Origin of the sequence: Paraburkholderia sp. PGU19, from assembly GCF_013426915.1 — a bacterium.
Classification (GTDB): Bacteria; Pseudomonadota; Gammaproteobacteria; order Burkholderiales; family Burkholderiaceae; genus Paraburkholderia.
In genome coordinates this window covers 277,026-298,152 of sequence record NZ_AP023180.1, presented here as the reverse complement: position 1 = coordinate 298,152, position 21,127 = coordinate 277,026, and the positions used below count along the sequence as shown (strand labels likewise).

The window sequence follows — 21,127 nt, the reverse complement described above, 5'->3', positions numbered from 1 at the left end:
TCTCCTGGCTGTCGTTCTATCTGTCGAAGGGACTTACCAGTTCCACAGCGTGCCGTCTTCGAGCCGCGCGACGGGCAGATACGCCGGGTCGTACGGATAGCGCGCGGCCGCTTCCTCATCAATATCGACGCCATGTCCCGGCGCTTCGCCCGGATGCATCATGCCGTGATCGAAGCTCCATGCATGCGGGAACACGTCGAGTGCTTCCTTCGGAAAGCCCATGTACTCCTGCACGCCGAAGTTCGGCACCCACAGGTCGAAATGCAGTGCCGCGCCCATGCAGACGGGCGACAGATCCGATGGCCCGTGACAGCCCGTACGCACCTGATAGAGCGAAGCGAAATCGGCGATACGCTTCAGGTGCGTGATGCCGCCCGCGTGCGTCAAGGTCGCGCGGATATAGTCGATCAACTGCTCTTCAATCAACTGCTTGCAGTCCCAGATGCTGTTGAACACTTCACCGACCGCGATCGGCGTGACCGTGTGCTCGCGGATCAGGCGGAAGCCCGCCTGGTTTTCGGCGGGCGTCGGGTCTTCCATCCAGAACAGCCGATACGGCTCGACTGATTTACCCAGGCGCGCTGCTTCGATCGGCGTGAGCCGGTGATGCACGTCGTGCAGCAGGTGGGTATCGAAGCCAAACTTGTCGCGCACGGCTTCGAAGAGCTTCGGTACGAAGTCGAGATACTTTTCCGTCGACCAGCTTTGCTCCTCGACGACACCTTTGGTCGCCGGCTCGTACATGCCAGAACCCTTCGACACACCATAGACCGAGCGCATGTTCGGCACGCCGCACTGAATGCGGATCGCCTTGTAGCCGGCTTCGATGTGTTCTTCGTAACGGTCGAGCGCTTCGGGAATGTCGCGTCCCGTCGCGTGGCCGTAGACCATCACGCCTTCACGCGACGCGCCGCCCAGCAAGCGGTACAGCGGCAGATTCGCCACCTTGCCGAGAATGTCCCACAGCGCCATATCGACAGCGGCGATCGCGGTCATCGTTACCGGGCCGCGGCGCCAGTACGCACCCTTGTAGAGAAATTGCCAGATATCCTCGATGCGCCCCGGATCGCGCCCGATCAGCAACGGGCACACATGGTCCTTCAGATACGACGCCACCGCGAGTTCGCGGCCGTTCAACGTGGCATCGCCGATGCCATGCACGCCCTCGTCCGTCACGACCTTGAGCGTGACGAAGTTGCGGCCGGGACACGTGACGATCACGTCGGCGCGGACGATTTTCATGGGGATTTCCTTGAGTCGCATTCGATGGAACTGATGCTACCATACAAGTATATTCAATCGTCAACAACGGGTTTTCCCGCGCTTCGGACCTGAACATGACCGCCAACCCAACGCTTTGCCGCGCTGCACTCAATTCATTGAACGACCACGTACTGGGGCCGGCGTGGCGCGATCCACGTATCGGCATCGTTCATCTGGGGATCGGTAATTTTCATCGCGCGCACGAGGCCGTCTATACGGAAGAAGCGATGCTCGCGGCGGGTGGCGACTGGGGCATCTGCGGCGTGACGTTGCAAGGCGACGTGGGCAAACGCGATGCCTTGATGGCGCAGGACGGTTTGTATAGCGTGGTCGAACGCGGGCCCGAGGGCGTGTGCGTCACGGTGATTCGCGCGCTCAAGGAAGTGCTCGCGATGCCGCACGACCGTGCGCGTCTTTTCGAGTTGCTAGCCGATGAAAACGTGTGCATCGTCTCGCTGACGGTCACCGAGAAGGGCTACTGCCGCGATACGCGAACGGGCGACGTGGACCTGAAACACGCGGGGATCGCGCACGATCTGGCGCATCCGGACGAGCCGTCCACTGTACCAGGCATCCTCGCCGCCGCCCTCAGACAAAGACGCGATGCCGGCACGCCGCCCTTCACTGTGCTGTCGTGCGACAACCTCTCGCACAACGGAGCGGCCTTGAAGCAGGCGGTCGTGTCGTTTGCACGCGTGATCGGGCGCGACCTCGCCGACTGGATCGACGCGCATGTCGCGTTTCCGTCGACGATGGTGGACCGCATCGTGCCCTCCACCACCGACGCTGACCGCGAAGCGGCGCTGAACGCGTTGAATACCCGCGACGCCGTTCCCGTGCCGTGCGAGCCGTTTCGCCAATGGGTGATCGAAGATTGCTTTCCGGCGGGACGTCCCGCGTGGGAACGAGCCGGCGCACAACTCGTCGATGACGTGATGCCGTTCGAACTCGCCAAACTGCGCATGCTCAACGGCACGCATTCGACGCTCGCGTATCTGTCGATGCTCGCGGGCTTCACGACGATCGACGAAGCGATCGCCCATCCGCCGCTGAGAGCACTGATCCACGCGATGATGACGCACGAAATCGCACCGACGCTCGACGTGCCGCCTTCATTCGACGTGCTCGCCTATCGTGACGCGCTGCTCGCGCGTTATGCGAATGCGGCGCTCAAGCATCGCACCGCGCAGATTGCAATGGACGGCAGCCAGAAGATTCCGCCGCGGCTGCTCGCAACGATCGAGGCGCGTTTGAACGCAGGGCAATCGATCGAACGACTCACACTGGCCGTCGCGGCATGGCTCGTGTTCCTGCGCGGACACGCCGACGACGGCACGCGTTATGACATCAGCGATCCGATGGCCGCACGCCTCACGGCGAGTGTCCCTACCGATCCCGAGCAACTCGTCGACACGATGCTGGCGATCAAGGAGGTGTTCCCACCCGAACTGGCGAACCGGGAGGTTTTCCGGCGACGGCTAGTGGACGCTGTCAGGCTGCTGCAGCACGGCGCGCGACAAGCCATCGCGATTGAGCGCGATTGACGCGCCGACATGGCAGCGCACAAGCAACGGCTACAGGGTTATGTCACACTGCCCCGTGCCATTGTTGCGCGATGCACATGACGGCAATCAAATATGGAAGCTCATCATGACCAACTCGCCCCTCATCAAAGTTGCTGTCCTCGACGACTACCAGAACGTCGCGCTCAAAGTGGCGGACTGGTCACCGCTAGACAATCGCGCGGAAATCACCGTCTTCAACGATCATGTGGCGGACCCGGCACAAGTGATCGAACGGTTGAAGCCCTTCGACGTCGTGTGCGCGATGCGCGAGCGCACGCCGCTTACGCGTGAAATCATTGAACGTCTGCCGAACCTCAAGCTGATCGCATCGACGGGATCGGGCAACGCTTCGATCGACACGGACGCAGCGACAGAGCGCGGCGTCAAGGTCGTCCACACGGGTTACTCGTCCACGCCGACCATCGAGTTCACATGGGCGATGATTCTCGCGATGGCACGCCATATCCCGGCGGAAAGCCAGTCGTTGCGCGAAGGCGGCTGGCAACAGATGCTCGGCACGGAACTGGCGGGCAAGACGCTCGGCCTGCTCGGGCTGGGGCATATTGGTTCGGCCGTCGGCGTAATCGGCCGCGCGTTCAGGATGAACGTGATTGCCTGGAGCCAGAACCTGACGGCCGAACGCGCGGAATCGAAAGGCGTGCAACGGGTCGACAGGGATACCCTGTTCTCAACCTCCGACTTCCTCTCCATCCATGTCCGCCTGAGCGACCGAACGCGAGGTCTGGTCGGTGCTGAAGAGCTAGCCAGGATGAAGCGCACGAGCCGCATCGTCAATACGTCGCGCGGTCCGATCGTCGATACGGCGGCGTTGTTCGCTGCGCTACAGAGCGGACAGATCGCGGGCGCCGCCATCGACGTATACGACACCGAGCCGCTCCCGCTGACGGACCCGTTTCGCTCGCTGACAAACGTACTTGCGACGCCGCATATCGGGTATGTGACGCAGGAGTTGTATCAGACGTTCTACGGCGATACGGTGCGCAATATCGTCGAATGGCTCGATCAGACGCGACAGCCTCATGCATGACGTGCGGCAAACGCTTGTGCGCGCTCAGTAGAGGAGCGCGCCTTGAAGCTTGATCCCGTTTCTCTGAAGCTGTTCGTGCGCGTAGTGGAAGAAGGCACGATCGCCAGTGCGGCCGAGCTCGAGCACATCGCCGCACCCGCCGTGAGCAAGCGCCTCAGAGAACTCGAAGAGCTGTTTGGCACGCCGCTGCTCACGCGCACGAACAAAGGCATCACGCCGACTGCGGCGGGCGTCAGACTGTCGATACTCGCACGCGATGTGCTGGACGACATGCGCAATATCGTCCTGCAAATGAAGGCGTATTCCGACGGTCTGCGTGGATCGGTGCGCGTGCTCGTCAACATCTCGGCGATTTCGACCTTCATGCCGCCCATCGTCAAGTCGTTCAGCGAGCGCTATCCGGACATCAATATCTCGCTGATCGAGCGAGACAGTCTCGCGATTACCGAGGGCATTTCGGAAAACGTCGCGGAGATCGGCGTCTTTACACGGCTGCCGTATAGCGCCGATATCGAGGTCCATCCGTTTCGCACCGACGAATTAAAGGTGCTCGTCCCGTCCCGTCATCCGCTGGCGAACCGCCGGCATGTCACATTCGCGGAAACGCTCGACCATGAGCATGTGGTGCTTCGCGCGGGCACACATCTGCGCTTCCAGATGCTCACGGAGGCGAACCGGGTGGGAAAGACGCTGCGGGCGAAGGTCGAAGTGTCGTCGTATGACGCGCTGTGCAAGATGGTGCAGGTAGGCATGGGTGTCGGCATCCTGCCTGCGGGCAACGCGGACCTGTACCGGTTGCCCGGCACGCGCACACTGAAGCTCGACGAGCCATGGGCGAAGCGCGAACTGGTCGTATGCGTGCGCCGCGCCGACGCGCTATCACCCGTTGCGCGGCTCTTTTTCGAGCATCTTCGCGCGAGCAACTGAAGCAGTCGAGCTCAGCTGACCTGCCGATGCGGCCATAACGGTTCGCGATGGCAGGATAGCCATTCACTGGTGTACAGCGCGCAGCCATCTCCTTAGCATCAACTCACTCGCCGCGTATGCGTGGCGCCGCCACCGTTTGGCGCAGCTCGCGATCAGGCGCCCCGCCATGTGCTGGCGCCTCTGGCAAACACGCCACCCACACCGGGTATTCGAGAAACGTCGGCTGCATCGACCCGCGTGCGCGCATCTGGATCAACACGGCCGCCCGGCCGTCAATGGACTACAAAATGAACAGTACTGGAGCAATGGAGACAAGGACGGCTCACGCAGCCTCTTCCGATCAGATGCCGCGCCTCGCACGTTACGTGACGCTCGGTGGATCGTGGGGCGCGTGGTTGTTCGATGCACTCGACGCAACCGTGTTCGGGTTCGTCATTCTCGCCGTCTCGCATACGTTTTCGGCGTCGCTGGCCGACGTGGTGTCGACCGTCGCGTGGTTCCTGCTCGCGACGGGTATCGGTGGCTTCTTCCTCGGCAACATCTCCGACAAGATCGGTCGCAAGCGCACGTTGCTCATTTCTGTTCTCACTTACGCCACGGGCACGCTGCTGTGCGGCTTCGCCCACAGCATCGTCGAACTCAACGTATATCGGTTCGCGGTGGGCATCGGCGTAGGCGGGTTGTGGTCCGCGGCTGTTGCCCTCGTCAGCGAAATCTGGCCGCCGTCGGGCCGCGCGAAAGCGATCGCCGTGATGCAGACGGGCTGGTCCGGCGGCAGCCTGCTGGCCGCGATCTTCGCCTGGACCCTGCTCGATGCGTCGAACCCCGATTCGTGGCGCAAGCTCTTCATGCTGTCCGCTGTGCCTGCTTACGGCATCGCCATCTTCATTCTTTTCTTCGTGAAGGAATCGCCGGTGTGGCTCGCGAATCGCGAGTTCCTGAAGGCCAACGCCAGCAAAGCGAACCTGTTGCAGATCTTCCGGCCTGAGTACCGGCGCACGACGCTGCTCGCGCTCGCGATTTCGATTCTCGGCATGTACGGGTACTGGATCATCACCACGTTCACCCCGACCTACCTGCAGAGCATCCTGCATGTGCGCATCGATCAGGCGCCTGTCTTTCTGGTGTGGACGGGCATCGGCGCGACGCTTGGCTATCTCGCGTACGGCTCGCTGGCGGAGCGCTTCGGACGGCGCGCGGCATTTGCGGGCTTCTTTATCGGCATCGCGATAGCCGTACCCATGTTCGCCTATGGCGCGACGATGATTCCGCTGACCAATGGCAGGCTCGAATTCAACGTGCAGAACATCGCCATCATCGGCGTGCTGTCGGCGTTGCTCGGATTCTTTACCGGTTATTTCAGCGGCTTCGGTGCGTGGTACGCGGAACTCTTCCCCACCAGTATCCGTTCGACGGCCGCAGGATTTTGCTTCAACTTTGGACGCGTCGGCGCAATCGCCGGCATCAAGCTCGTGCCCGCGCTGATTCCGCTGATCGGTTTCACGATGACCTACTGCATCGCGTCCATTGCGTATGTCACCGCCGCGCTTCTCGTGTTCACGCTTCGGGAAACGCAGGGCGTTCAACTCACAAGCGGAAACTGATTTTCAACTCTCGCCAGCCAGAAACCCATGAAGACCTATCGAATCGGCCAGATCGTTCCCAGCTCGAACACGACGATGGAAACGGAAATTCCCGCGATGCTGACCTCGCGCTACGAGCTCTTCCCCGAAGAGCGTTTTACGTTCCACTCTGCACGCATGCGCATGATGCATGTCACGCCGGAGGAGCTGAAAAAGATGGACGTGGATAGCGACCGCTGCGCGCTCGAACTCAGCGACGCGCGCTGCGATGTGCTTGCGTATGCATGCCTCGTCGCTATCATGTGCCAGGGCGCTGGTTATCACCGCACGTCGGAATCGCGCCTTAAAAAGACCGTCGAAAGCAACGGCGCCCCGACGCCGGTTGTCAGCTCGGCGGGCGCATTGGTCGAAGGTGTGAAGACGATGGGATTCAAGCGCGTCGCGATCATCACGCCGTACATGAAGCCGCTGACGCAACAGGTTGTGGACTATATCCAGAGCGAAGACATCGAAGTGACTGACTCGATCAGTCTCGAAGTGTCCGACAATCTGGCTGTCGGCCGCCTCGATCCGCTGAATCTGATCGGCCACGCCGACCGTCTCGATATCAGCAACGCAGACGCCGTCGTGCTCTCCGCATGCGTGCAAATGCCCTCGCTGCCCGCGATCCAGGCCGTCGAGGACCGCCTCGGCAAGCCAGTCCTGTCGGCCGCGACGTCGACCGTCTATCGCATCCTCAAAACGCTGGGACTGAATCCACACGTTCCGAATGCGGGTTACCTGCTCTCGGGCAAGTACTGAACAAGAAAGGCTGCTCCCGACCGCCGAGCCACATGACGTCAGTCGCTCAGCGTCAATTCCGGGCGTTCAGGCCGAACGTGAGTACGTACTGGCCGTTGCTTAGCCAGCTACCCGTGAGCATGGGTGTGCCATCGAGGACAACGTGCGGCGCGGCGAACGCGGTAGGGAGTGATGTCGCCGTGTCCGGCGTCGCCGGATGGAGGGCCGGTCTGCCGTTTTCGATGTCGCCCCTTCCATCACCACTGTTGCTGATCGCAAGTCGCTCGGGAGCGGCGCTCACGTTAGTTACCGATTTGTCCAGTCTGCCGGGAGCAACGCGTTCGGCGGGACGGAATGAATCGCCTGGAAGAGCGGCGTCCCGTGTTTCTACGTTCGTGTCATCGCCAGTCGCAATAGTCCGCGATGAGCTTGCCGAATCCTCTCCGGAACCCGGCTCTCGAATGCAGCAACGCTCGATGTTCGGATGAGCGACTGCGTTTCCACCGAGGGCAAGTGCCATCAATATAGCGCTCGTCTGTAGAGGCTTGCGCATGGACTTCTCCCGTCGCTCGAACATCCTGTGTTCAACGGTCCGACTCGAGCTGAAGCATGAGATGTCCCGCGTCGGGCTAACCTGAGTCCCATGTCACGGCAAGTGGGATAGGTCATCTGGCCGCGCGGACTGCCCTTCGCTTCACCACGCAGCACGATCCATTCAGCATAAGCGCTGCAAATACGTTAGGCAATCGACCTGTACGTGGCTGTTGGCGGCTGAAGCGCGTCGCCGCAACACTATTCAGCTTGACGATGCCTGCGCGCGCATCGTCCGGTATTCGCGACGCACAATATCCATCAACTCGGCGACGGACGTGCTGGCCGTCTCGCGCTGATACGTCACACGGCCTCGTTGCATCAGCATGACGCGATCGGCGATGTCGAGCGTCTGCGCGTAGTTGTGCATGATCATGATGATCGACAGACCGCCCTTTTCCTTCAGGCGCAGGATCAGATCGATGATCAGCCCCGCCTCGCGCGCACCCATCGCCGCGAGCGGTTCGTCGAGCAACAGAATCCGTGCATTCGAATTGACCGCGCGCGCCACCGCGATGGCCTGTCGTTGGCCACCGGAAAGCTGCTCGACGGGCAGATCGACGGAAGGAACATGTACGCCAATCTCTTCGAGACATTCCGCGGCGCGCTGGCGCATCGCCCGATGATTCAGCAGGCGGAACGGGCCGGGGCGAATGATCTCCCGGTTCAGGAACATGTTGTGATAGATGCTCAGCGAATTCGCGAGCGCCAGATCCTGATACACGCACTCGACACCTAGCGCGCGCGCGTGATCGACAGAACGCAGCAAGGTCTCTTCGCCGCCGAGAAACAGCTTGCCGCTCGTCTGCTGATGAAAGCCGGTGAGAATCTTGATGAGCGTCGACTTGCCCGCGCCGTTGTCGCCCAGGATGCCGAGAATTTCCCCTTGCTTGAGCGTCAGGGACACGCCATCGAGCGCGGTAACAGCGCCGAATCGCTTGACGATATCTTCCCCACGCAATGCCTCTTGCGGCAACGAGGACATCACCGCTCTCCCTTGCGCGCCAGACGAACGACGTGAATGTTGAAGATCATTGCAGCGAGAATCGCCGCACCGAGAATCATGTTGAAGGTAAACGCGTTGATGCCGATCAGCGTGAAGCCATCATTCAGAATGCCGAGGACGGCTGCGCCAATCAGACCGCCGATGATCGTCCCCGACCCTCCCGCGAGTGGCGTGCCGCCAATCACCGCTGCGGCCACCGCAAGGAACATGATCTGATTGCCGCCCGCTTGCGGATCGATGGACGAAATACGGAAGCCCTCCAGGATGCCGGTGAGACCCGCGAGCACCGAAGCAAGTATGAAATTGCGGAGCTTCAGACGCCTGACATGGATACCCGCTTCGCTAGCACCCAACGGATTGGCCCCCGATGCGATCGTGTGCAATCCCCAGCGCGTGTGACGCAACAGCACGTGCATGATCGCGGCAATGGCGATTGCCCAGATGATTTCGCTGTAGCCCCACGCCCCGACGAACTCGGCGAAAACGCCCTCCTCTGGCGGTGAAACCGGCGTGCCGCGTGAAATGGTCAGCGTGAATCCGTTCACGAAAAACAGCGTGCCGAGCGTGGTGACAAACGAAGGAATCCGCAGATAGACCGTTACCGCACCGTTGACAAGCCCGACCAGCCCCGCAGCGACGACACCTGCCAGCAATGCCAGCCAGGCGGGTGCACCTGCCTCGTGAGCGAAATGCATGACAAAAGGCGCAAAGGCGAAGACCATGCCGGCGGAAAGATCGATCTCTCCGCCGATCATCAACATGATTTCGCCGAACGCAATGATGGCTACTGGCGCAATGAACTGGGACAGGTTCTGGAGACTCGCGCCCGTCAGCAGAAAATCGTGGTTCGCCGTCTCGAAGTAAGCGCACAGGATGATCGCCACCGCGAGGATGCGGATTTCGCTCGAGCGCACGAACGACCGCGGCCAGAGCCGCGGTCGTTGCGCTTTCTTGACGTCCACCACAGGAGCGCTCACCCCTTTATCGCTCCTGAGCGTGGCACGATTTCAGGCTTCGTGCTCTTGCCTTCGTAACGGGTGGAGGTGTTCAGGTAAGGATCGACCGAGCCCTTGGTCACGAATTTCAAGCCGGTGTTCACATTGGCCGGACCGACGAGCCCGCCCGACGCCAGGAACACGAACGCCTGGACCACCGTATAGAAACCTTGCACGTAAGGCTGCTGGTCGATCGTGAAATCGAGGAAGCCATCGTGAATCAGCTGGACCGTGCGCGGCAGCAGGTCGAACCCACCGCCATGCACGCCCTTGGCGGGCAGATTGGACTCTTTCATCACCTCGGCGACGCCCTGCGTGCTGCCCGCGTCGACGGCAAACATGCCTTTGAGATCCTGGTGGCCCAGATAAAACGACTTGATCTTCGAGAGCTCTTCGTTGACGGTCGCGCCAGTGGCAATGGTTTGTACGTCGATCTTCTTGCCCGACTTTTTGATGGCGGCGACGGCACCGTCCAGCCTGGGCTGAATGTTGAGCTGCCCCGGCGTCGCGATAAACAGCGCAACCAGACCGCTATCGACGAGACTGGCGATGCGCTCGCCCATCTGATACCCGGACAGATACAGATCCTGACCAATGTAGCTCAAGCGTGGATTCGCGGAACCTTGTGGCGCATCGGCGTTATACGCGAACACGGGGATGCCCGCGTCGAGCGCGGCCTGGATCGGTTTGTCGAAAGCCTTTGGATCGACGATGGGCACGGCTATCGCGTCGGCCTTCCCGGCAACGGCCGCATTCACGGCATTGACCATCTCAGCGATGTCGGCATTGGCCGAGCCCGTCCACTGGTAGTCCATGCCGAGCAAAGCCGTGGAGTCCTGAATGCCGTATTGCGTCGGAACGAAAAAGGGATTGGTCGTCACATGATTGACGAAGACGATCTTCCAGCGCTTGTGGGCGGGGAATGGCCCCGCCTCAGCGGCTTGTGCGGGCGTGATCGCTCCGCCAAGCATTGCCATTGCCGCACTCAGCGCGGCGCCTTGCAGCATGCCGCGACGCATGCCCTGAACTTCGCCTTTGGGGCTCTCCTTGCCGGTCATGTCATCCTCCAGACTTTGAGTTATTGGATAACTTGCTGTGCATGACGGCGCAGGGGAATAATGCCCCGGCCGGGCCGCACCACACTTCACGACCCCGTGTGCATGCGTGTGCGCCTGACGACCCTGCCAAAAATCCTATATCACGTACTTTTTCTGACTAATCAACGTATACCCTTAACTATAGTCGGACTATTTGGATGCTGTGGCGCCGTAGGGATCGAAAGCCCTTCTGCTATGGGTCACGGGCTTGCCAACCGTCCCGAAGCTAATTGCAAAGCGCAATAGGCTTTCAGTTCCACTTCATGAATGTTCGCGCCGGCGCCCAGAAGAACGTCGCTATTGCGCCCCCACCCGCCGTGCCGAACGCGTGTGTGGCCGGAGCGAACGGACCCGCCGTGGGCTACCTTCGGAACAGGCAGACGTGTTCGCTTCGGACGTATTCATGCTGCGCCCGTTATCATTCGGATATCTAATAAGTATGAATATTTCCAGTTCAACGCACGACGATCACGATGACCGGTGACGATCAGATCGGCCTCGGGATCTTCCACGCCAAGGACGATCTGTTCCACAGTCTGCCCGCCCCGTGCATTGAGTTGCGTTCGTGCGCCTGCTGCCGACGCGTTTGCGCAGTGTGGAATCGCGGAACCGTTCCGACTTGGACGGGCGGCCTCGCGATCCTTGAGTGCCTCGCACAGCCATCAGCCGGTGACACCCCTGTCAGCTATGTCTTGATATTGAGCGACTCCGCCATCAGAGACGGCACCCGCCCGCCGCCGCTATCGTTTTGCAGCAGGCACTACGGGATCAATCGCACGTCGGGCGCTCTTCGAGGCTGCGGCAGCCATGTCGAGATTGCTCCGTGTGACTTCCACCGCCTGCTGGCCAGCACCCTGCAGGGTTTCATACAGCGTATTGGCGGCCGCGATGGCGGAATTCAGCGCGGCCATGGCGGCTTCAGAGCCCGTCGGCGCGTTTTTGGTTGCGTTCTCCACCACCGTCTGCATCTGCCGACGGCAGGCTTCGCCCTGCGCCTGTCCAACCCGTGCGAATTCGGCTTGAGTCGCCGACGCGACGTCGAATACCTGGCGGCCGTAGCTTTGTACCTTTTCCGCGATCGTCGCGGCGGCGCCATTTTGCAGTGCAAGCCACTCCTGCGGCTCCTTCACCGACAACGACTTCTGCGCCAGATCGAACGTGTCCGAGACCGTTGCCCGGATCGCCTGTATGTTCAGCGCAGCCAGTTTCTCGACGCCCTCGACTGCCTTGCTGCTCAGGCCGAAAAATAGATCGAGATTGGCCTGTCGGGTTGCTGCAATCTGGTCCTGGTTCAGCATGTTGAACTCCCATATGGGTGATGCCCGCGAAGGTGCCGCGCCATTCTGGCGGGTCACGTGGACATCGGGATCGCGTGAGTGGACCGCACATGCACGGCGGTGGCGCGCGCATGTGCGGTGCTTTTGCAGCGTGCTTGCGGAATCGACCGTCAACGTGAACACACGGCTATGCGCGTGACGTGTCCGGGTTGCGACGATGCAATCCTCGACACGTCCGCGACAATCGCCGCTCAGTGTTTTCCGGTGATGGCGCGAAGGACTGAATCGCCATCGCGGGTGAGGCGGGGACGCTGGACGCCACACGCGAACTCTTCGAGCGCGATCAACTGACGTTCCAGCAAGGTGTCAAGTTCTTGACGGTTCAGGTCAATCTGCTCGGGTGCGGACTTAACGAGCATAAGGGTGGCGAATTCGTGAGGGCTCAGCATGTATTCGTCTCCGACCATATCTGGATTAAACGTTGCCAGGCGCATCGCTTCTGCCGATGCCGCCCGACCGTTTGGTATTCGATAGTTTTGTTCCAGTCTTTGTTATGTCCGACCCTTCGAATTCGGCAGCCTTCAGAGTCGGACCCAAATGTTAAATCGGAAACGGGGCGCGTACCGGATGAAAATAACGCATGGAAACTGCATGTTTGATAGCGTGTTATCTGATCGAGACCGCGACGCAAATCCACACTCTCGAATATCAATTACACCCGCCTTCTAACCCCGAACCACCCTATTCGATGCGATCGCGAGATTGCCGCTAGAGATTCGTAAGGCGTCGCATTGTCTTAAACACCGCAACATTGAATTGGTCGACCAAGCGTTTACCCTAAATTTCCCCACCTCTAGAATCGGTCACGGAGCAACAGATCCACGGCAACCGAATACAAGATCCTGGAGGTCAATCATGAAATCGCTCATCAAGGCTGTCGCAGTCGCCGCAATCATCCTCGTTCCCGTCGTATCTTTCGCCCAATCGAATGGTGGAGCGACCCGTGCACAGGTTCGCGCGGAGCTGGTTCAGCTGGAGAAGGCAGGGTACAACCCGGCGACGTCCAACCCGGATGACTATCCGCAGAACATCCAGGCGGCGGAAGCGAAGGTAGCTGCCCAGAATGGTGACGCGAGTGGCTATGGTTCGGTCGCCAAAGGTTCGAATCAGTCAGGCCATCGTGTGGCAGCAGATCCCGCGTCGCCACATTCGACCTACTTCGGCAACTGAAACTGGGCAACACTTGCGCTGATGCAGCCCGTCGGCTGCCGGATGACGGCGCCTGCATTGAGCGATGAGCCTCCACAAACGGCATACTGGCTGCCCGGGAGCCCACCGGGCTTGCGTGAAACTTTCGTATGCCGACGCTTCACACCGCAACCGCCCGGGAAATCCTGATGAGGCAAATCAGAATTTCCTGAGGACATATTCCGTTGCCCGCCGATTTGATGCACGTGACGCTTTCCGTAGCATAGGTTCATCGGACATCGCGGGGAAGAGATATGGCGGCGGGCAACACATCACTTCGCTTTCAGGTGGAAAAGCTGATCGGTACGACGCGTGGACATAGCGCACGAGTACGTCTGCTGGAGCGTTCGCGCGCCGGCAATGTGCGTCGCGTGTGCATTCAGATCGAGCGATGCGACGGTTCGTTCTCACTGTTCTTCTTTCGTCACGCAGACCACACTTGGCATGTGTTCCCGCCCGACGGGCGTCGCCTCGAAATGGGTACAGGCCTCAGGGCGGCGTGATTGATCACACGCATGTGCGCTCATGATTCGAACAGGCCGACGCGATGATCCTTCGCCTGTAGGCTGGTTATCCGATGCTCCCGTTGTCGTCGCGGTGATGCGTAGTCACACTACCGAGGCCTCAAACACGCGCCGATAATTGCCACCGAGAACCTGTCCGGCTTCCAAGCTGGTAGAGCTCTCCAGGTTGCGGCGGGCGCCACGCCTCAAAGCCCTTCCGGTCGGCAGACACGCGCGTGACAACCGTATCCGTGACAATCGCAAGGCAGATCACGTTCATGCCGCCTGCGCACATTGGCGCACTAACGGGCGTCAGCGGCCGATGTGCGCCGATAGCTGGATCACGCGAGACGATGACGTGGCCAGCATGGCTGTGCATGTCGATCGTCAATGCCCCTGCGGATGCCTGCCACCGCGTCTTTTCGATGTCGCTCGGTTCAGCGTCCGTACGCGCATCCGTGTATCCCGCAAAGCGACCCGCTTCGTCCGGAATCTTCGGGAGTAATGGTCGGCCCGTGGCCTCTTTAGATGGCTTGAGGGATTCGACGGCCTGTCGAAGCTGACGCCATCACCGGCATCTCCAGCAGCGAAGCAATTTATCCAACCTGTGCTTGAGCGGCGAACATGTGCGTCAATCAGCCATCCGCGGCTGGCGTCAGGCTGAACATTGCCATGGCGCGATTCAACGCGAGTGGCAACGGGTGGGTGCGCGCTCGCGTGGGCCGTCGCCTAGAATGTAAGTGCGGCGACCGACCTGAAGGAGGATGTCGTGAGTGAAACGTTTATGGCGTACCTGATGGGTCCGGTTGTGATGTTAGTGGTCGGCGTGGTGCTGTGGCTTGCCACCCGCCATCACGGGAGCACAAGCGAGGGACGATCAAGCCGATGGCTTGATACCCATTACGTCGATCTGATGCATCATCGACATTGAGGGCTTCCCTTCCCCAACAGTGATCGTGTCGATCGGCGGATGGCAACGAAAGGTCCGCCCCCTCCCCACGTCAATCCGATGATCGCGTACTGACTGTCCGATCCGGGCGGCGCTCCATCTGGATCGGCATGTCAGTGCATGCGCGAGATATCTCCAGCAAAAACAGCTGTTTATCTGAAAGCCCCATTATTTGGGGCGGCAGGTGTGTTCCTTTTTGTGTGTCGACACTATCACCCCCATTACAAGTAAGGCCATCCACGCATATCGTGAAATTCCGATATAAGATTCGGTCCATAGCGATTCAGGCGCCGACATTCCGGCCAGAGAGTCTGTCCGCTGTTTCATGAGCACGAAGCCCAACCCGAAGACCACCGATATCGACATCGACGCGATCCACAAGGCGCTGGCCAACCCGGCGCGTCGCGTGATTCTTGCGAAGCTGCGCGAGCCGGGAAAGTATTTCCCGGAGCAGGAGCTTTCGTACGAACACGGGGTCTGCGCCGGACAGTTCGACGACTGCTGCGGTCTGTCGCAGTCCACGGTGTCCGCGCACCTCGCCGCGTTACAGCGCGCGGGGCTGATCACGTCGAAACGCGTGGGTCAATGGGTGTTCTTCAAGCGCAACGAGGCCGTCATCGAGGCGTTCCTCGCGCACATGAACGCGGATCTCTGATTCACGCCGGCGTCTTCGCTTTCCCCGAATGCAGTCTCGACACACCGGGCCATGCGCCCGCAAGGATTGACACAACATGCCGACACTTTTCGACCCGCTCCAGATTGGCGATCTCACGCTGAAAAACCGTATTGTGATGGCGCCGCTTACGCGTCAACGCGCCGGCGACGTGCGCGTGCCCAACGCGTTGATGGCGAAGTACTACGCCGAGCGCGCCAGCGCCGGCCTGATCATCTCCGAAGCCACCTCCGTGACGCCGCAAGGCCTCGGCTACGCCGACACACCGGGCATCTGGTCGGATGAACAGGTGGAAGGCTGGAAGCTCGTGACGGACGCCGTGCACAAGGAAGGCGGCAAGATCTTCCTGCAACTGTGGCACGTCGGCCGTGTGTCGGACCCGGTGTTCCTGAACGGCGAACTGCCTGTCGCACCGAGCGCCCTCGCGCCGGAAGGCCATGTGAGCCTCGTGCGTCCGCAGCGCCCGTACGTGACGCCGCGCGCGCTCGACATCTCGGAGATTCCGGGCATCGTCGCCGCGTATCGCAAAGGCGCGGAAAACGCGAAGAAGGCGGGCTTCGACGGTGTTCAGGTACACGGCGCGAACGGTTATCTGCTCGACCAGTTCCTGCAGGACAGCACCAACAAGCGCACCGACGCATACGGCGGCTCGATCGAAAACCGCGCGCGCCTGATGCTCGAAGTGACGGACGCGTGTATCGACGTGTGGGGCGCGGAGCGCGTCGGCATGCACCTCGCGCCGCGCGGCGATTCGCACACGATGGGCGATACCGATCCCGCCGCGACGTTCGGTTATCTCGCGCGTGAACTCGGCAAGCGCAAGATCGCGTTCATCGCGGCACGCGAAGCGCTCGGCGACGATCGCATCGGCCCGCTGCTGAAGAAGGAATTCGGCGGCGTGTATATCGCCAACGAAAAGTTCACGAAGGAAAGCGCGCAAAAGCTGCTGGACTCGGGCGAAGCAGACGCTGTCGCGTGGGGCAAGCTGTATATCGCGAATCCCGACCTCGTCCGCCGCTTCGAACTGGATGCGCCGCTGAACGAGCCGGTTCCCGCAACCTTCTATGCGCAAGGCGAAGCGGGCTACACCGACTATCCGGCGCTGGAAGCCGTCAACTGATCCCGGCCTGGCTGGAAACTACAAACGCGGCGGAAGCGATTCCCGCCGCGTTTTTTCATTCATGCCCTGCGGGCTTCACCGCGCGCCGCATGAACACGCGCTTCGTTTCATCGACACCCCGCGCGATCCGCAGATTGCGGATGCGCAGCAGCGCGGCATCGAGCTCATCGTCTTCCAGCACGCTAAAGCCGAGCCGCTTATAGTACGGCGCATTCCACGGCACATGCCGGAACGTCGACAGGTCGACATGCGTCGCGCCCGACACACGCGCCCTTACGTCGACCTGATCGAGCAAGGCCGCGCCGATTCGCCGCCCCGCATGCTGGGGCACGACGTCGAGCGCTTCGACGTAGATGCGCGCCCGCAGCATCGCGAACATCACGAAGCCGACGCATTCGCCGTCGCATTGCGCGACGATCACTTCCGACGCCGCGACCTTCTTCAGCACGAACGGTGCATCCATCGGGCGGGCGGCCGCGATGCCCGTCAGCCCGACGCTGACGAAACGCTGCGCCGCCTCGCATTCGATGACGCGAATCGACGGGACATCTTCGGGCACGGCAGGCCGGTAGTGAACGAAGGGCGGTTGCATCGGGTTGGCGGGCAGAGTCTCAGCGGACATATTGACACTGCTTGCCCGCGCAACTCAACCCGCCACGCCGATATAATCCAGCCACAGACCCTTTCGCAAAGGAGTCGTTCGATGGCACTTTCCGGCCTTCTCGTCTTCGCGCTCGCGCTGATCGTTGCCGCGGGCTCGCCCGGCCCAAGCATCGCGGCGCTCGTCGCCCGCGTGCTCACCAATGGCTTCCGGGACGTGCTGCCGTTTCTCGCCGCGATGTGGATCGGCGAAGCGCTATGGCTCACCTGCGCGGTCGCCGGCCTCGCAGTCGTCGCGCATAGCTTCGCGCTGGTGTTCATCGCGCTGAAGTTCGCGGGCGTCGCGTATCTGCTGTTCCTCGCGTGGAAGATGTGGTTCGCGCCCACCGACGTCCACGAAAGCACGCTGCCGAGCGGCCAGTCGCCGTGGCGCATGTTCGTCGCGGGGCTGATGGTCACGCTCGGCAATCCCAAGATCATGGTCTTCTATCTCGCGCTGCTGCCGACCATCGTCGACCTGTCGCGTGTCGGCACGCTCGCGTGGCTCGAGCTGACTCTGACGATGCTCGCCGTGCTGATGTCCGTCGATTTCATCTGGGCGCTCGCCGCCGTCAAGGCACGCACGCTCCTGACCAGCCGCCGCGCGGTGAAGCTCGCGAACCGCACCAGCGCGACGATGATGGCGGGCGCGGCGGCCGCCATCGCCACGCGCTGAACTCACACACACCCTCTCGACGAGGTTCGCATGCGCGCCCGCATGTTCACGCAGATCGGCCGTGACGCAGTGTCCGCGCTCGGCCGCGAACTGGCCGCCTGGAAGCCGACGCCCGAGCGCGCGCTGTTCGGCGTCGAAGCGGTGATCTCGGTCGTGCTGTCGGTGGCGCTCGCGCATCTGCTGCATCTGCCCTATACCTGGTGGGCCGCCATCAGCGGTTTTGCCGTGATGCAGACGCGCTTCTCGGCTTCCGCGCAACGCGCGCTGCATCGCGTGCTCGGCACGATTCTCGGCGGCCTGCTCGGCACGCTGCTGGGCCCGGTCATCGGCGATCGTCCGTGGCTGTTCGTGCCCGTGCTGGGCGTGATCGGCGCCATCTGCGTCTATCGCGGAAACGGGTCGTCGGCGTCGTATGCGTGGGTGCTGGGCGGCATCACGTGGGTGCTGGTCACCTTCGAGGCGCACAAGCTGATCGCGTTCGGACCGACGGCGTCGTTTGCGATGTTGCGCGTCGCCGAGGTGTGCGTCGGCACGTTTGCGTGCCTCCTCGTGTCGGGCGCGTTTCACGTCGGCATCAGCTGGTATGAGCGGCGCCGGCCCGCATCGAAAGTCGTCGCGGCGGCGGCCGCTACCGCGAACGCCCCGCCGCCCACGTTCGAGACCCTGCGCCACGCGCGCATGGTGCTGGGCGTGCAGGCGGGCATCGCCGTTGCGATCCTCGCGGCGCTCACCGTCACGCTCGATCTGCCCGGCTTCGCGCAGGCGCTCGTGACGACGATCGCGGTGATGATCCTGCCGCCCACGTCGGTGGTGGTCCGCTCACAGAAGCCCGTCGCCGACAAGATGGTGCAACGCATGGTGGGCTGCCTGATCGCGGGCGCGGTTGGGCTCGCGCTATTGCCGCTGATGCAAGGCCAGGTCGTGCCGTCCCTGCTCGCGCTGGCGGCGGGCATCTGGGCAGGCTGCCACGTGCAGACGGGCAAAGAGGGCGCGAGCTATATCGGGCGGCAGTTCACGATCGCCTTCATCATGGTTTTCGTGCAGGACCACGCGTGGTCCGTCGATCCGCACGCCGCGATGCTGCGGCTCGCGGGCATCCTGACGGGCATTGCGATTCTCACATGCGTGATGCTGGTCGCGTCGCGCCTGTCGTTCTTGCCGGTTTCGGAAGAAGCCACGCCCTAAGCGCCGCGCGGGCTTCGATGCGCTTCGATGTGCCACGACGCCATTCAAGGCTCGCCGAACAGCGCCTCGCACAGCTCCAGCCCTTCACCCGTCAGCGACGCCGAGCCGCGCCCTTCCTCGTCCATCTGCACGGCGATCACGCCCGCCGACTGCAACTGCGTGAAATAGCGCCGCAGCGTGCTCATGGGGAGATCGGCGCGCTTGCTGATCTTCGCGAGCGACCACGGCTTATCGGGCGATTCGCGCGACGCTTCCCATAGCAGCATCAGCAACCGCTCGACGGTGGGATCGAGTTCGTTGTCGTCGTCATCGTCTTCGCAATGCTTGTCATGTGCCGCATCATTCGGATTCAAGTCGGTTCTCCTCTCGACGAAACGTCAGCTCATTCGCGCAGGCTGGCGGCCGCCAGTTTGCCGACCGTCACCAGCGCGCTCTCGATTTCCGGCGACCATGCATAACTGTAATTCAAGCGGATGCAATGGCTATACCCGTTCGTGGTCGAGAACATATAGCCGGGACCGACCGTAATGCCGTGCTCCAGCGCGAGCTTGTAGAGCTGCATCGAATCGACATTGCGTGGCAGTTCGACCCACAGCACGTAGCCGCCCATCGGATGCGACACGCGCGTGCCTTCGGGAAAGAAGCGCGTGACCATCGTCGTCATCAGTTTCGCGCGCTGCGCGAGGCCCTTGCGCAATTTGCGCAGATGATGCTCGTAGCCATCCTGCTTCAGATACTCGGCAATCGCGAGTTGCGGAAGCGACGGCGTAGTCAGCGTGTTGAGAAACTTGAGCTTCTCGACCTGCTCGCGGTAGCGGCCCGGCATCGCCCAGCCGATCCGGTACGCCGACGTGAGTGTCTTCGAGAACGACGCGCAATGCAGCACCAGCCCTTTCTTGTCGTAGTTCTTCAGCGCGCCGGGATGCACGTCGCCGAAGTACAGTTCGTGATAGACATCGTTCTCGATCACGGGCACGTCGTGCCGCGTCAGCAGCTTGACCAGTTCGCGCTTCTTGTCGTCGGGCATCTGGAAACCGAGCGGATTCTGGAAGTTCGGCATCACCATGCACGCGGCGATCTTGCGCTTGTCGAGTATGTTCGCAAGCGCGCCGAGGTCGATGCCTTCGCGCGGATGCGTCGCCACTTCGATCGCGCGCATGCCCATGCGCTCGATGGCGTGCAGCATCGCGTAGAACGTCGGCGATTCGACGGCAACCGTGTCGCCCGGTTTCGCGACGGCCTGCAGGCACAAATTGATCGCCTCCGTCGCGCCGACCGTCACGACGATCTCGTTCGGATCGATCGCGATGCCGTTCTCCAGATAGCGCCGCGCGATCTGCCTGATCAGATCGGGATTGCCCGGCGGCAGTTCGTCGGTGACGCCCCATTGCGTCTTGCGCCGGCCGATTGCGTGCGCGTAGCGGTTGATCTTCTGGAACGGATACAGGCTGGGATCGGGATACGGCGAGCCGAGCGGCACGGCCTCGTCGCTGCCGATGGAGCGCAGCGTCGACAGCACAAGACGGCTCACGTCGACCTGCGCCGACACGGCGATTGGCTTCGATACGTCCAGTTCCTGGACGGGCGGCGGCGCATCGTTCGCGCCGAGCCGCACGAAGTAGCCCGACTGCGGGCGGCTCTGGATCACGCCCTTGCTCTCGAGCATCAGGTACGCGCGCAGTACTGTCGTGATGGAGATCTGCCGATGCTGGCTGGTTTGCCGCACGGACGGCACGCGCTCGCCCGGCCGGAACACGCCGCGCCGGATCTGCCCTTCGATTTCCTTCGCCAGTTCTTCGTAAAGCTTCAAGAGATGCCTCTGCCGTAGGCACAGCGGACGGGCGTCGCGCCCATTTTTTGAGCACAGTTCACCGAAATCGAGCCTTTCTTTCGATAACAGTCGCAACTGTACTCTTTTTCAATCGCACATTGTGTACACACCGGGTACGCGTATTCCCCACTACCCTAGCCTCATCATCAAGCCACACCGGACACAGAACAC

At 61.7% G+C, this 21,127-nt stretch carries 22 protein-coding genes; 12 read left to right on the top strand and 10 right to left on the bottom strand.

Annotated features, from left to right (window positions below; all coding sequences use genetic code 11):
* Nucleotides 1–33: 33 nt before the first annotated feature.
* Complete coding sequence (manD, locus tag H1204_RS18960) at nt 34–1,242, bottom strand: D-mannonate dehydratase ManD (RefSeq protein WP_180732243.1); 1,209 nt, start codon at nt 1,240–1,242, stop codon at nt 34–36.
* Nucleotides 1,243–1,337: 95 nt separating this feature from the next.
* Here manD and H1204_RS18955 point away from each other — a divergent pair, with 95 nt between their 5' ends.
* The 5 genes from H1204_RS18955 (at nt 1,338) to H1204_RS18935 (ending at nt 7,187) form a co-directional block, all read left to right on the top strand.
* Entirely contained in the window at nt 1,338–2,807 is a 1,470-nt protein-coding gene (locus H1204_RS18955) for a mannitol dehydrogenase family protein (RefSeq protein ID WP_180732242.1), read from the top strand.
* Between the two features lie 106 nt (nt 2,808–2,913).
* On the top strand, nt 2,914–3,876 hold the full coding sequence (locus H1204_RS18950; protein ID WP_180732241.1) for a D-2-hydroxyacid dehydrogenase family protein: 963 nt from the start codon (nt 2,914–2,916) through the stop codon (nt 3,874–3,876).
* A 42-nt stretch (nt 3,877–3,918) separates the two neighbouring features.
* The gene (locus H1204_RS18945) at nt 3,919–4,803 is read left to right on the top strand and encodes a LysR family transcriptional regulator (protein ID WP_007739389.1); all 885 of its coding nucleotides are present in this window, start codon (nt 3,919–3,921) and stop codon (nt 4,801–4,803) included.
* 287 nt (nt 4,804–5,090) lie between these two features.
* Entirely contained in the window at nt 5,091–6,407 is a 1,317-nt protein-coding gene (locus H1204_RS18940; RefSeq protein WP_243468719.1) for an MFS transporter, read from the top strand.
* 27 nt (nt 6,408–6,434) lie between these two features.
* Nucleotides 6,435–7,187, top strand: coding sequence for an Asp/Glu racemase (locus H1204_RS18935; RefSeq protein ID WP_274608230.1), 753 nt, complete (start codon nt 6,435–6,437; stop codon nt 7,185–7,187).
* A 775-nt stretch (nt 7,188–7,962) separates the two neighbouring features.
* On the opposite strand, the gene H1204_RS18930 is transcribed toward H1204_RS18935, so the two are convergent.
* The 6 genes from H1204_RS18930 to H1204_RS18910 form a co-directional block, all read right to left on the bottom strand.
* On the bottom strand, nt 7,963–8,742 hold the full coding sequence (locus tag H1204_RS18930; protein ID WP_180732240.1) for an ATP-binding cassette domain-containing protein: 780 nt from the start codon (nt 8,740–8,742) through the stop codon (nt 7,963–7,965).
* Nucleotides 8,742–9,728, bottom strand: a complete 987-nt coding sequence (locus H1204_RS18925; RefSeq protein ID WP_243468805.1) for an ABC transporter permease — start codon at nt 9,726–9,728, stop codon at nt 8,742–8,744. The genes H1204_RS18930 and H1204_RS18925 overlap by 1 nt, the downstream gene beginning before the upstream one ends.
* An 8-nt stretch (nt 9,729–9,736) precedes the next feature.
* Nucleotides 9,737–10,816, bottom strand: a complete 1,080-nt coding sequence (locus tag H1204_RS18920) for a sugar ABC transporter substrate-binding protein (RefSeq protein WP_180732238.1) — start codon at nt 10,814–10,816, stop codon at nt 9,737–9,739.
* A gap of 440 nt (nt 10,817–11,256) precedes the next feature.
* On the bottom strand, nt 11,257–11,388 hold the full coding sequence (locus H1204_RS52660; RefSeq protein WP_274608229.1) for a hypothetical protein: 132 nt from the start codon (nt 11,386–11,388) through the stop codon (nt 11,257–11,259).
* 207 nt (nt 11,389–11,595) lie between these two features.
* Nucleotides 11,596–12,153 (bottom strand): phasin family protein, encoded by a 558-nt coding sequence (locus H1204_RS18915; RefSeq protein ID WP_180732237.1) that lies wholly within the window; start codon nt 12,151–12,153, stop codon nt 11,596–11,598.
* A gap of 230 nt (nt 12,154–12,383) precedes the next feature.
* Nucleotides 12,384–12,581 (bottom strand): hypothetical protein, encoded by a 198-nt coding sequence (locus H1204_RS18910; protein WP_180733218.1) that lies wholly within the window; start codon nt 12,579–12,581, stop codon nt 12,384–12,386.
* Nucleotides 12,582–13,047: 466 nt separating this feature from the next.
* Here H1204_RS18910 and H1204_RS18905 point away from each other — a divergent pair, with 466 nt between their 5' ends.
* The 5 genes from H1204_RS18905 to H1204_RS18890 all read left to right on the top strand — a co-directional run bounded on the left by H1204_RS18905 (nt 13,048) and on the right by H1204_RS18890 (nt 16,625).
* Nucleotides 13,048–13,362, top strand: a complete 315-nt coding sequence (locus H1204_RS18905) for a DUF4148 domain-containing protein (RefSeq protein WP_180732236.1) — start codon at nt 13,048–13,050, stop codon at nt 13,360–13,362.
* 272 nt (nt 13,363–13,634) lie between these two features.
* The gene (locus H1204_RS51430; RefSeq protein ID WP_243468718.1) at nt 13,635–13,883 is read left to right on the top strand and encodes a hypothetical protein; all 249 of its coding nucleotides are present in this window, start codon (nt 13,635–13,637) and stop codon (nt 13,881–13,883) included.
* A 769-nt stretch (nt 13,884–14,652) separates the two neighbouring features.
* The gene (locus tag H1204_RS18900) at nt 14,653–14,814 is read left to right on the top strand and encodes a hypothetical protein (protein ID WP_180732235.1); all 162 of its coding nucleotides are present in this window, start codon (nt 14,653–14,655) and stop codon (nt 14,812–14,814) included.
* Between the two features lie 343 nt (nt 14,815–15,157).
* Nucleotides 15,158–15,487 (top strand): helix-turn-helix transcriptional regulator, encoded by a 330-nt coding sequence (locus tag H1204_RS18895; RefSeq protein ID WP_131241077.1) that lies wholly within the window; start codon nt 15,158–15,160, stop codon nt 15,485–15,487.
* A gap of 76 nt (nt 15,488–15,563) precedes the next feature.
* Entirely contained in the window at nt 15,564–16,625 is a 1,062-nt protein-coding gene (locus tag H1204_RS18890) for an alkene reductase (protein WP_180732234.1), read from the top strand.
* A 55-nt stretch (nt 16,626–16,680) separates the two neighbouring features.
* Here H1204_RS18890 and H1204_RS18885 read toward each other — a convergent pair whose 3' ends face one another.
* On the bottom strand, nt 16,681–17,247 hold the full coding sequence (locus H1204_RS18885) for a GNAT family N-acetyltransferase (RefSeq protein ID WP_243468717.1): 567 nt from the start codon (nt 17,245–17,247) through the stop codon (nt 16,681–16,683).
* An 81-nt stretch (nt 17,248–17,328) separates the two neighbouring features.
* Between H1204_RS18885 and H1204_RS18880 the strand changes: the two genes are divergently transcribed.
* Together H1204_RS18880 and H1204_RS18875 are read left to right on the top strand one after the other, a co-directional pair.
* Entirely contained in the window at nt 17,329–17,940 is a 612-nt protein-coding gene (locus H1204_RS18880) for a LysE family translocator (protein WP_180732233.1), read from the top strand.
* Between the two features lie 30 nt (nt 17,941–17,970).
* Entirely contained in the window at nt 17,971–19,125 is a 1,155-nt protein-coding gene (locus H1204_RS18875; protein WP_180732232.1) for an FUSC family protein, read from the top strand.
* Nucleotides 19,126–19,169: 44 nt separating this feature from the next.
* Here the strand turns inward: H1204_RS18875 and H1204_RS18870 are convergent, their stop codons facing one another.
* Both H1204_RS18870 and H1204_RS18865 read right to left on the bottom strand, forming a co-directional pair.
* Nucleotides 19,170–19,478: an ArsR family transcriptional regulator gene (locus H1204_RS18870; protein WP_180732231.1), complete on the bottom strand. Its 309-nt coding sequence runs from the start codon at nt 19,476–19,478 to the stop codon at nt 19,170–19,172.
* Nucleotides 19,479–19,507: 29 nt separating this feature from the next.
* The gene (locus H1204_RS18865) at nt 19,508–20,935 is read right to left on the bottom strand and encodes a PLP-dependent aminotransferase family protein (protein WP_180732230.1); all 1,428 of its coding nucleotides are present in this window, start codon (nt 20,933–20,935) and stop codon (nt 19,508–19,510) included.
* Between the last annotated feature and the right edge of the window lie 192 nt (nt 20,936–21,127).

What these genes read in the sequence shown, in the direction of transcription:
- H1204_RS51430 (WP_243468718.1), top strand. Translation starts at nt 13,635, where the DNA reads ATGGCGGCGGGCAACACATCACTTCGCTTTCAGGTGGAAAAGCTGATC.
- H1204_RS18950 (WP_180732241.1), top strand. Translation starts at nt 2,914, where the DNA reads ATGACCAACTCGCCCCTCATCAAAGTTGCTGTCCTCGACGACTACCAG.
- H1204_RS18890 (WP_180732234.1), top strand. Translation starts at nt 15,564, where the DNA reads ATGCCGACACTTTTCGACCCGCTCCAGATTGGCGATCTCACGCTGAAA.
- H1204_RS18910 (WP_180733218.1), bottom strand. Translation starts at nt 12,581, where the DNA reads ATGCTGAGCCCTCACGAATTCGCCACCCTTATGCTCGTTAAGTCCGCA.
- H1204_RS18955 (WP_180732242.1), top strand. Translation starts at nt 1,338, where the DNA reads ATGACCGCCAACCCAACGCTTTGCCGCGCTGCACTCAATTCATTGAAC.
- H1204_RS18905 (WP_180732236.1), top strand. Translation starts at nt 13,048, where the DNA reads ATGAAATCGCTCATCAAGGCTGTCGCAGTCGCCGCAATCATCCTCGTT.
- H1204_RS18915 (WP_180732237.1), bottom strand. Translation starts at nt 12,153, where the DNA reads ATGCTGAACCAGGACCAGATTGCAGCAACCCGACAGGCCAATCTCGAT.
- H1204_RS18930 (WP_180732240.1), bottom strand. Translation starts at nt 8,742, where the DNA reads ATGTCCTCGTTGCCGCAAGAGGCATTGCGTGGGGAAGATATCGTCAAG.
- H1204_RS18940 (WP_243468719.1), top strand. Translation starts at nt 5,091, where the DNA reads ATGAACAGTACTGGAGCAATGGAGACAAGGACGGCTCACGCAGCCTCT.
- H1204_RS18880 (WP_180732233.1), top strand. Translation starts at nt 17,329, where the DNA reads ATGGCACTTTCCGGCCTTCTCGTCTTCGCGCTCGCGCTGATCGTTGCC.
- H1204_RS18885 (WP_243468717.1), bottom strand. Translation starts at nt 17,247, where the DNA reads ATGTCCGCTGAGACTCTGCCCGCCAACCCGATGCAACCGCCCTTCGTT.
- H1204_RS18920 (WP_180732238.1), bottom strand. Translation starts at nt 10,816, where the DNA reads ATGACCGGCAAGGAGAGCCCCAAAGGCGAAGTTCAGGGCATGCGTCGC.
- H1204_RS18875 (WP_180732232.1), top strand. Translation starts at nt 17,971, where the DNA reads ATGCGCGCCCGCATGTTCACGCAGATCGGCCGTGACGCAGTGTCCGCG.
- H1204_RS18935 (WP_274608230.1), top strand. Translation starts at nt 6,435, where the DNA reads ATGAAGACCTATCGAATCGGCCAGATCGTTCCCAGCTCGAACACGACG.
- H1204_RS18895 (WP_131241077.1), top strand. Translation starts at nt 15,158, where the DNA reads ATGAGCACGAAGCCCAACCCGAAGACCACCGATATCGACATCGACGCG.
- manD (WP_180732243.1), bottom strand. Translation starts at nt 1,242, where the DNA reads ATGAAAATCGTCCGCGCCGACGTGATCGTCACGTGTCCCGGCCGCAAC.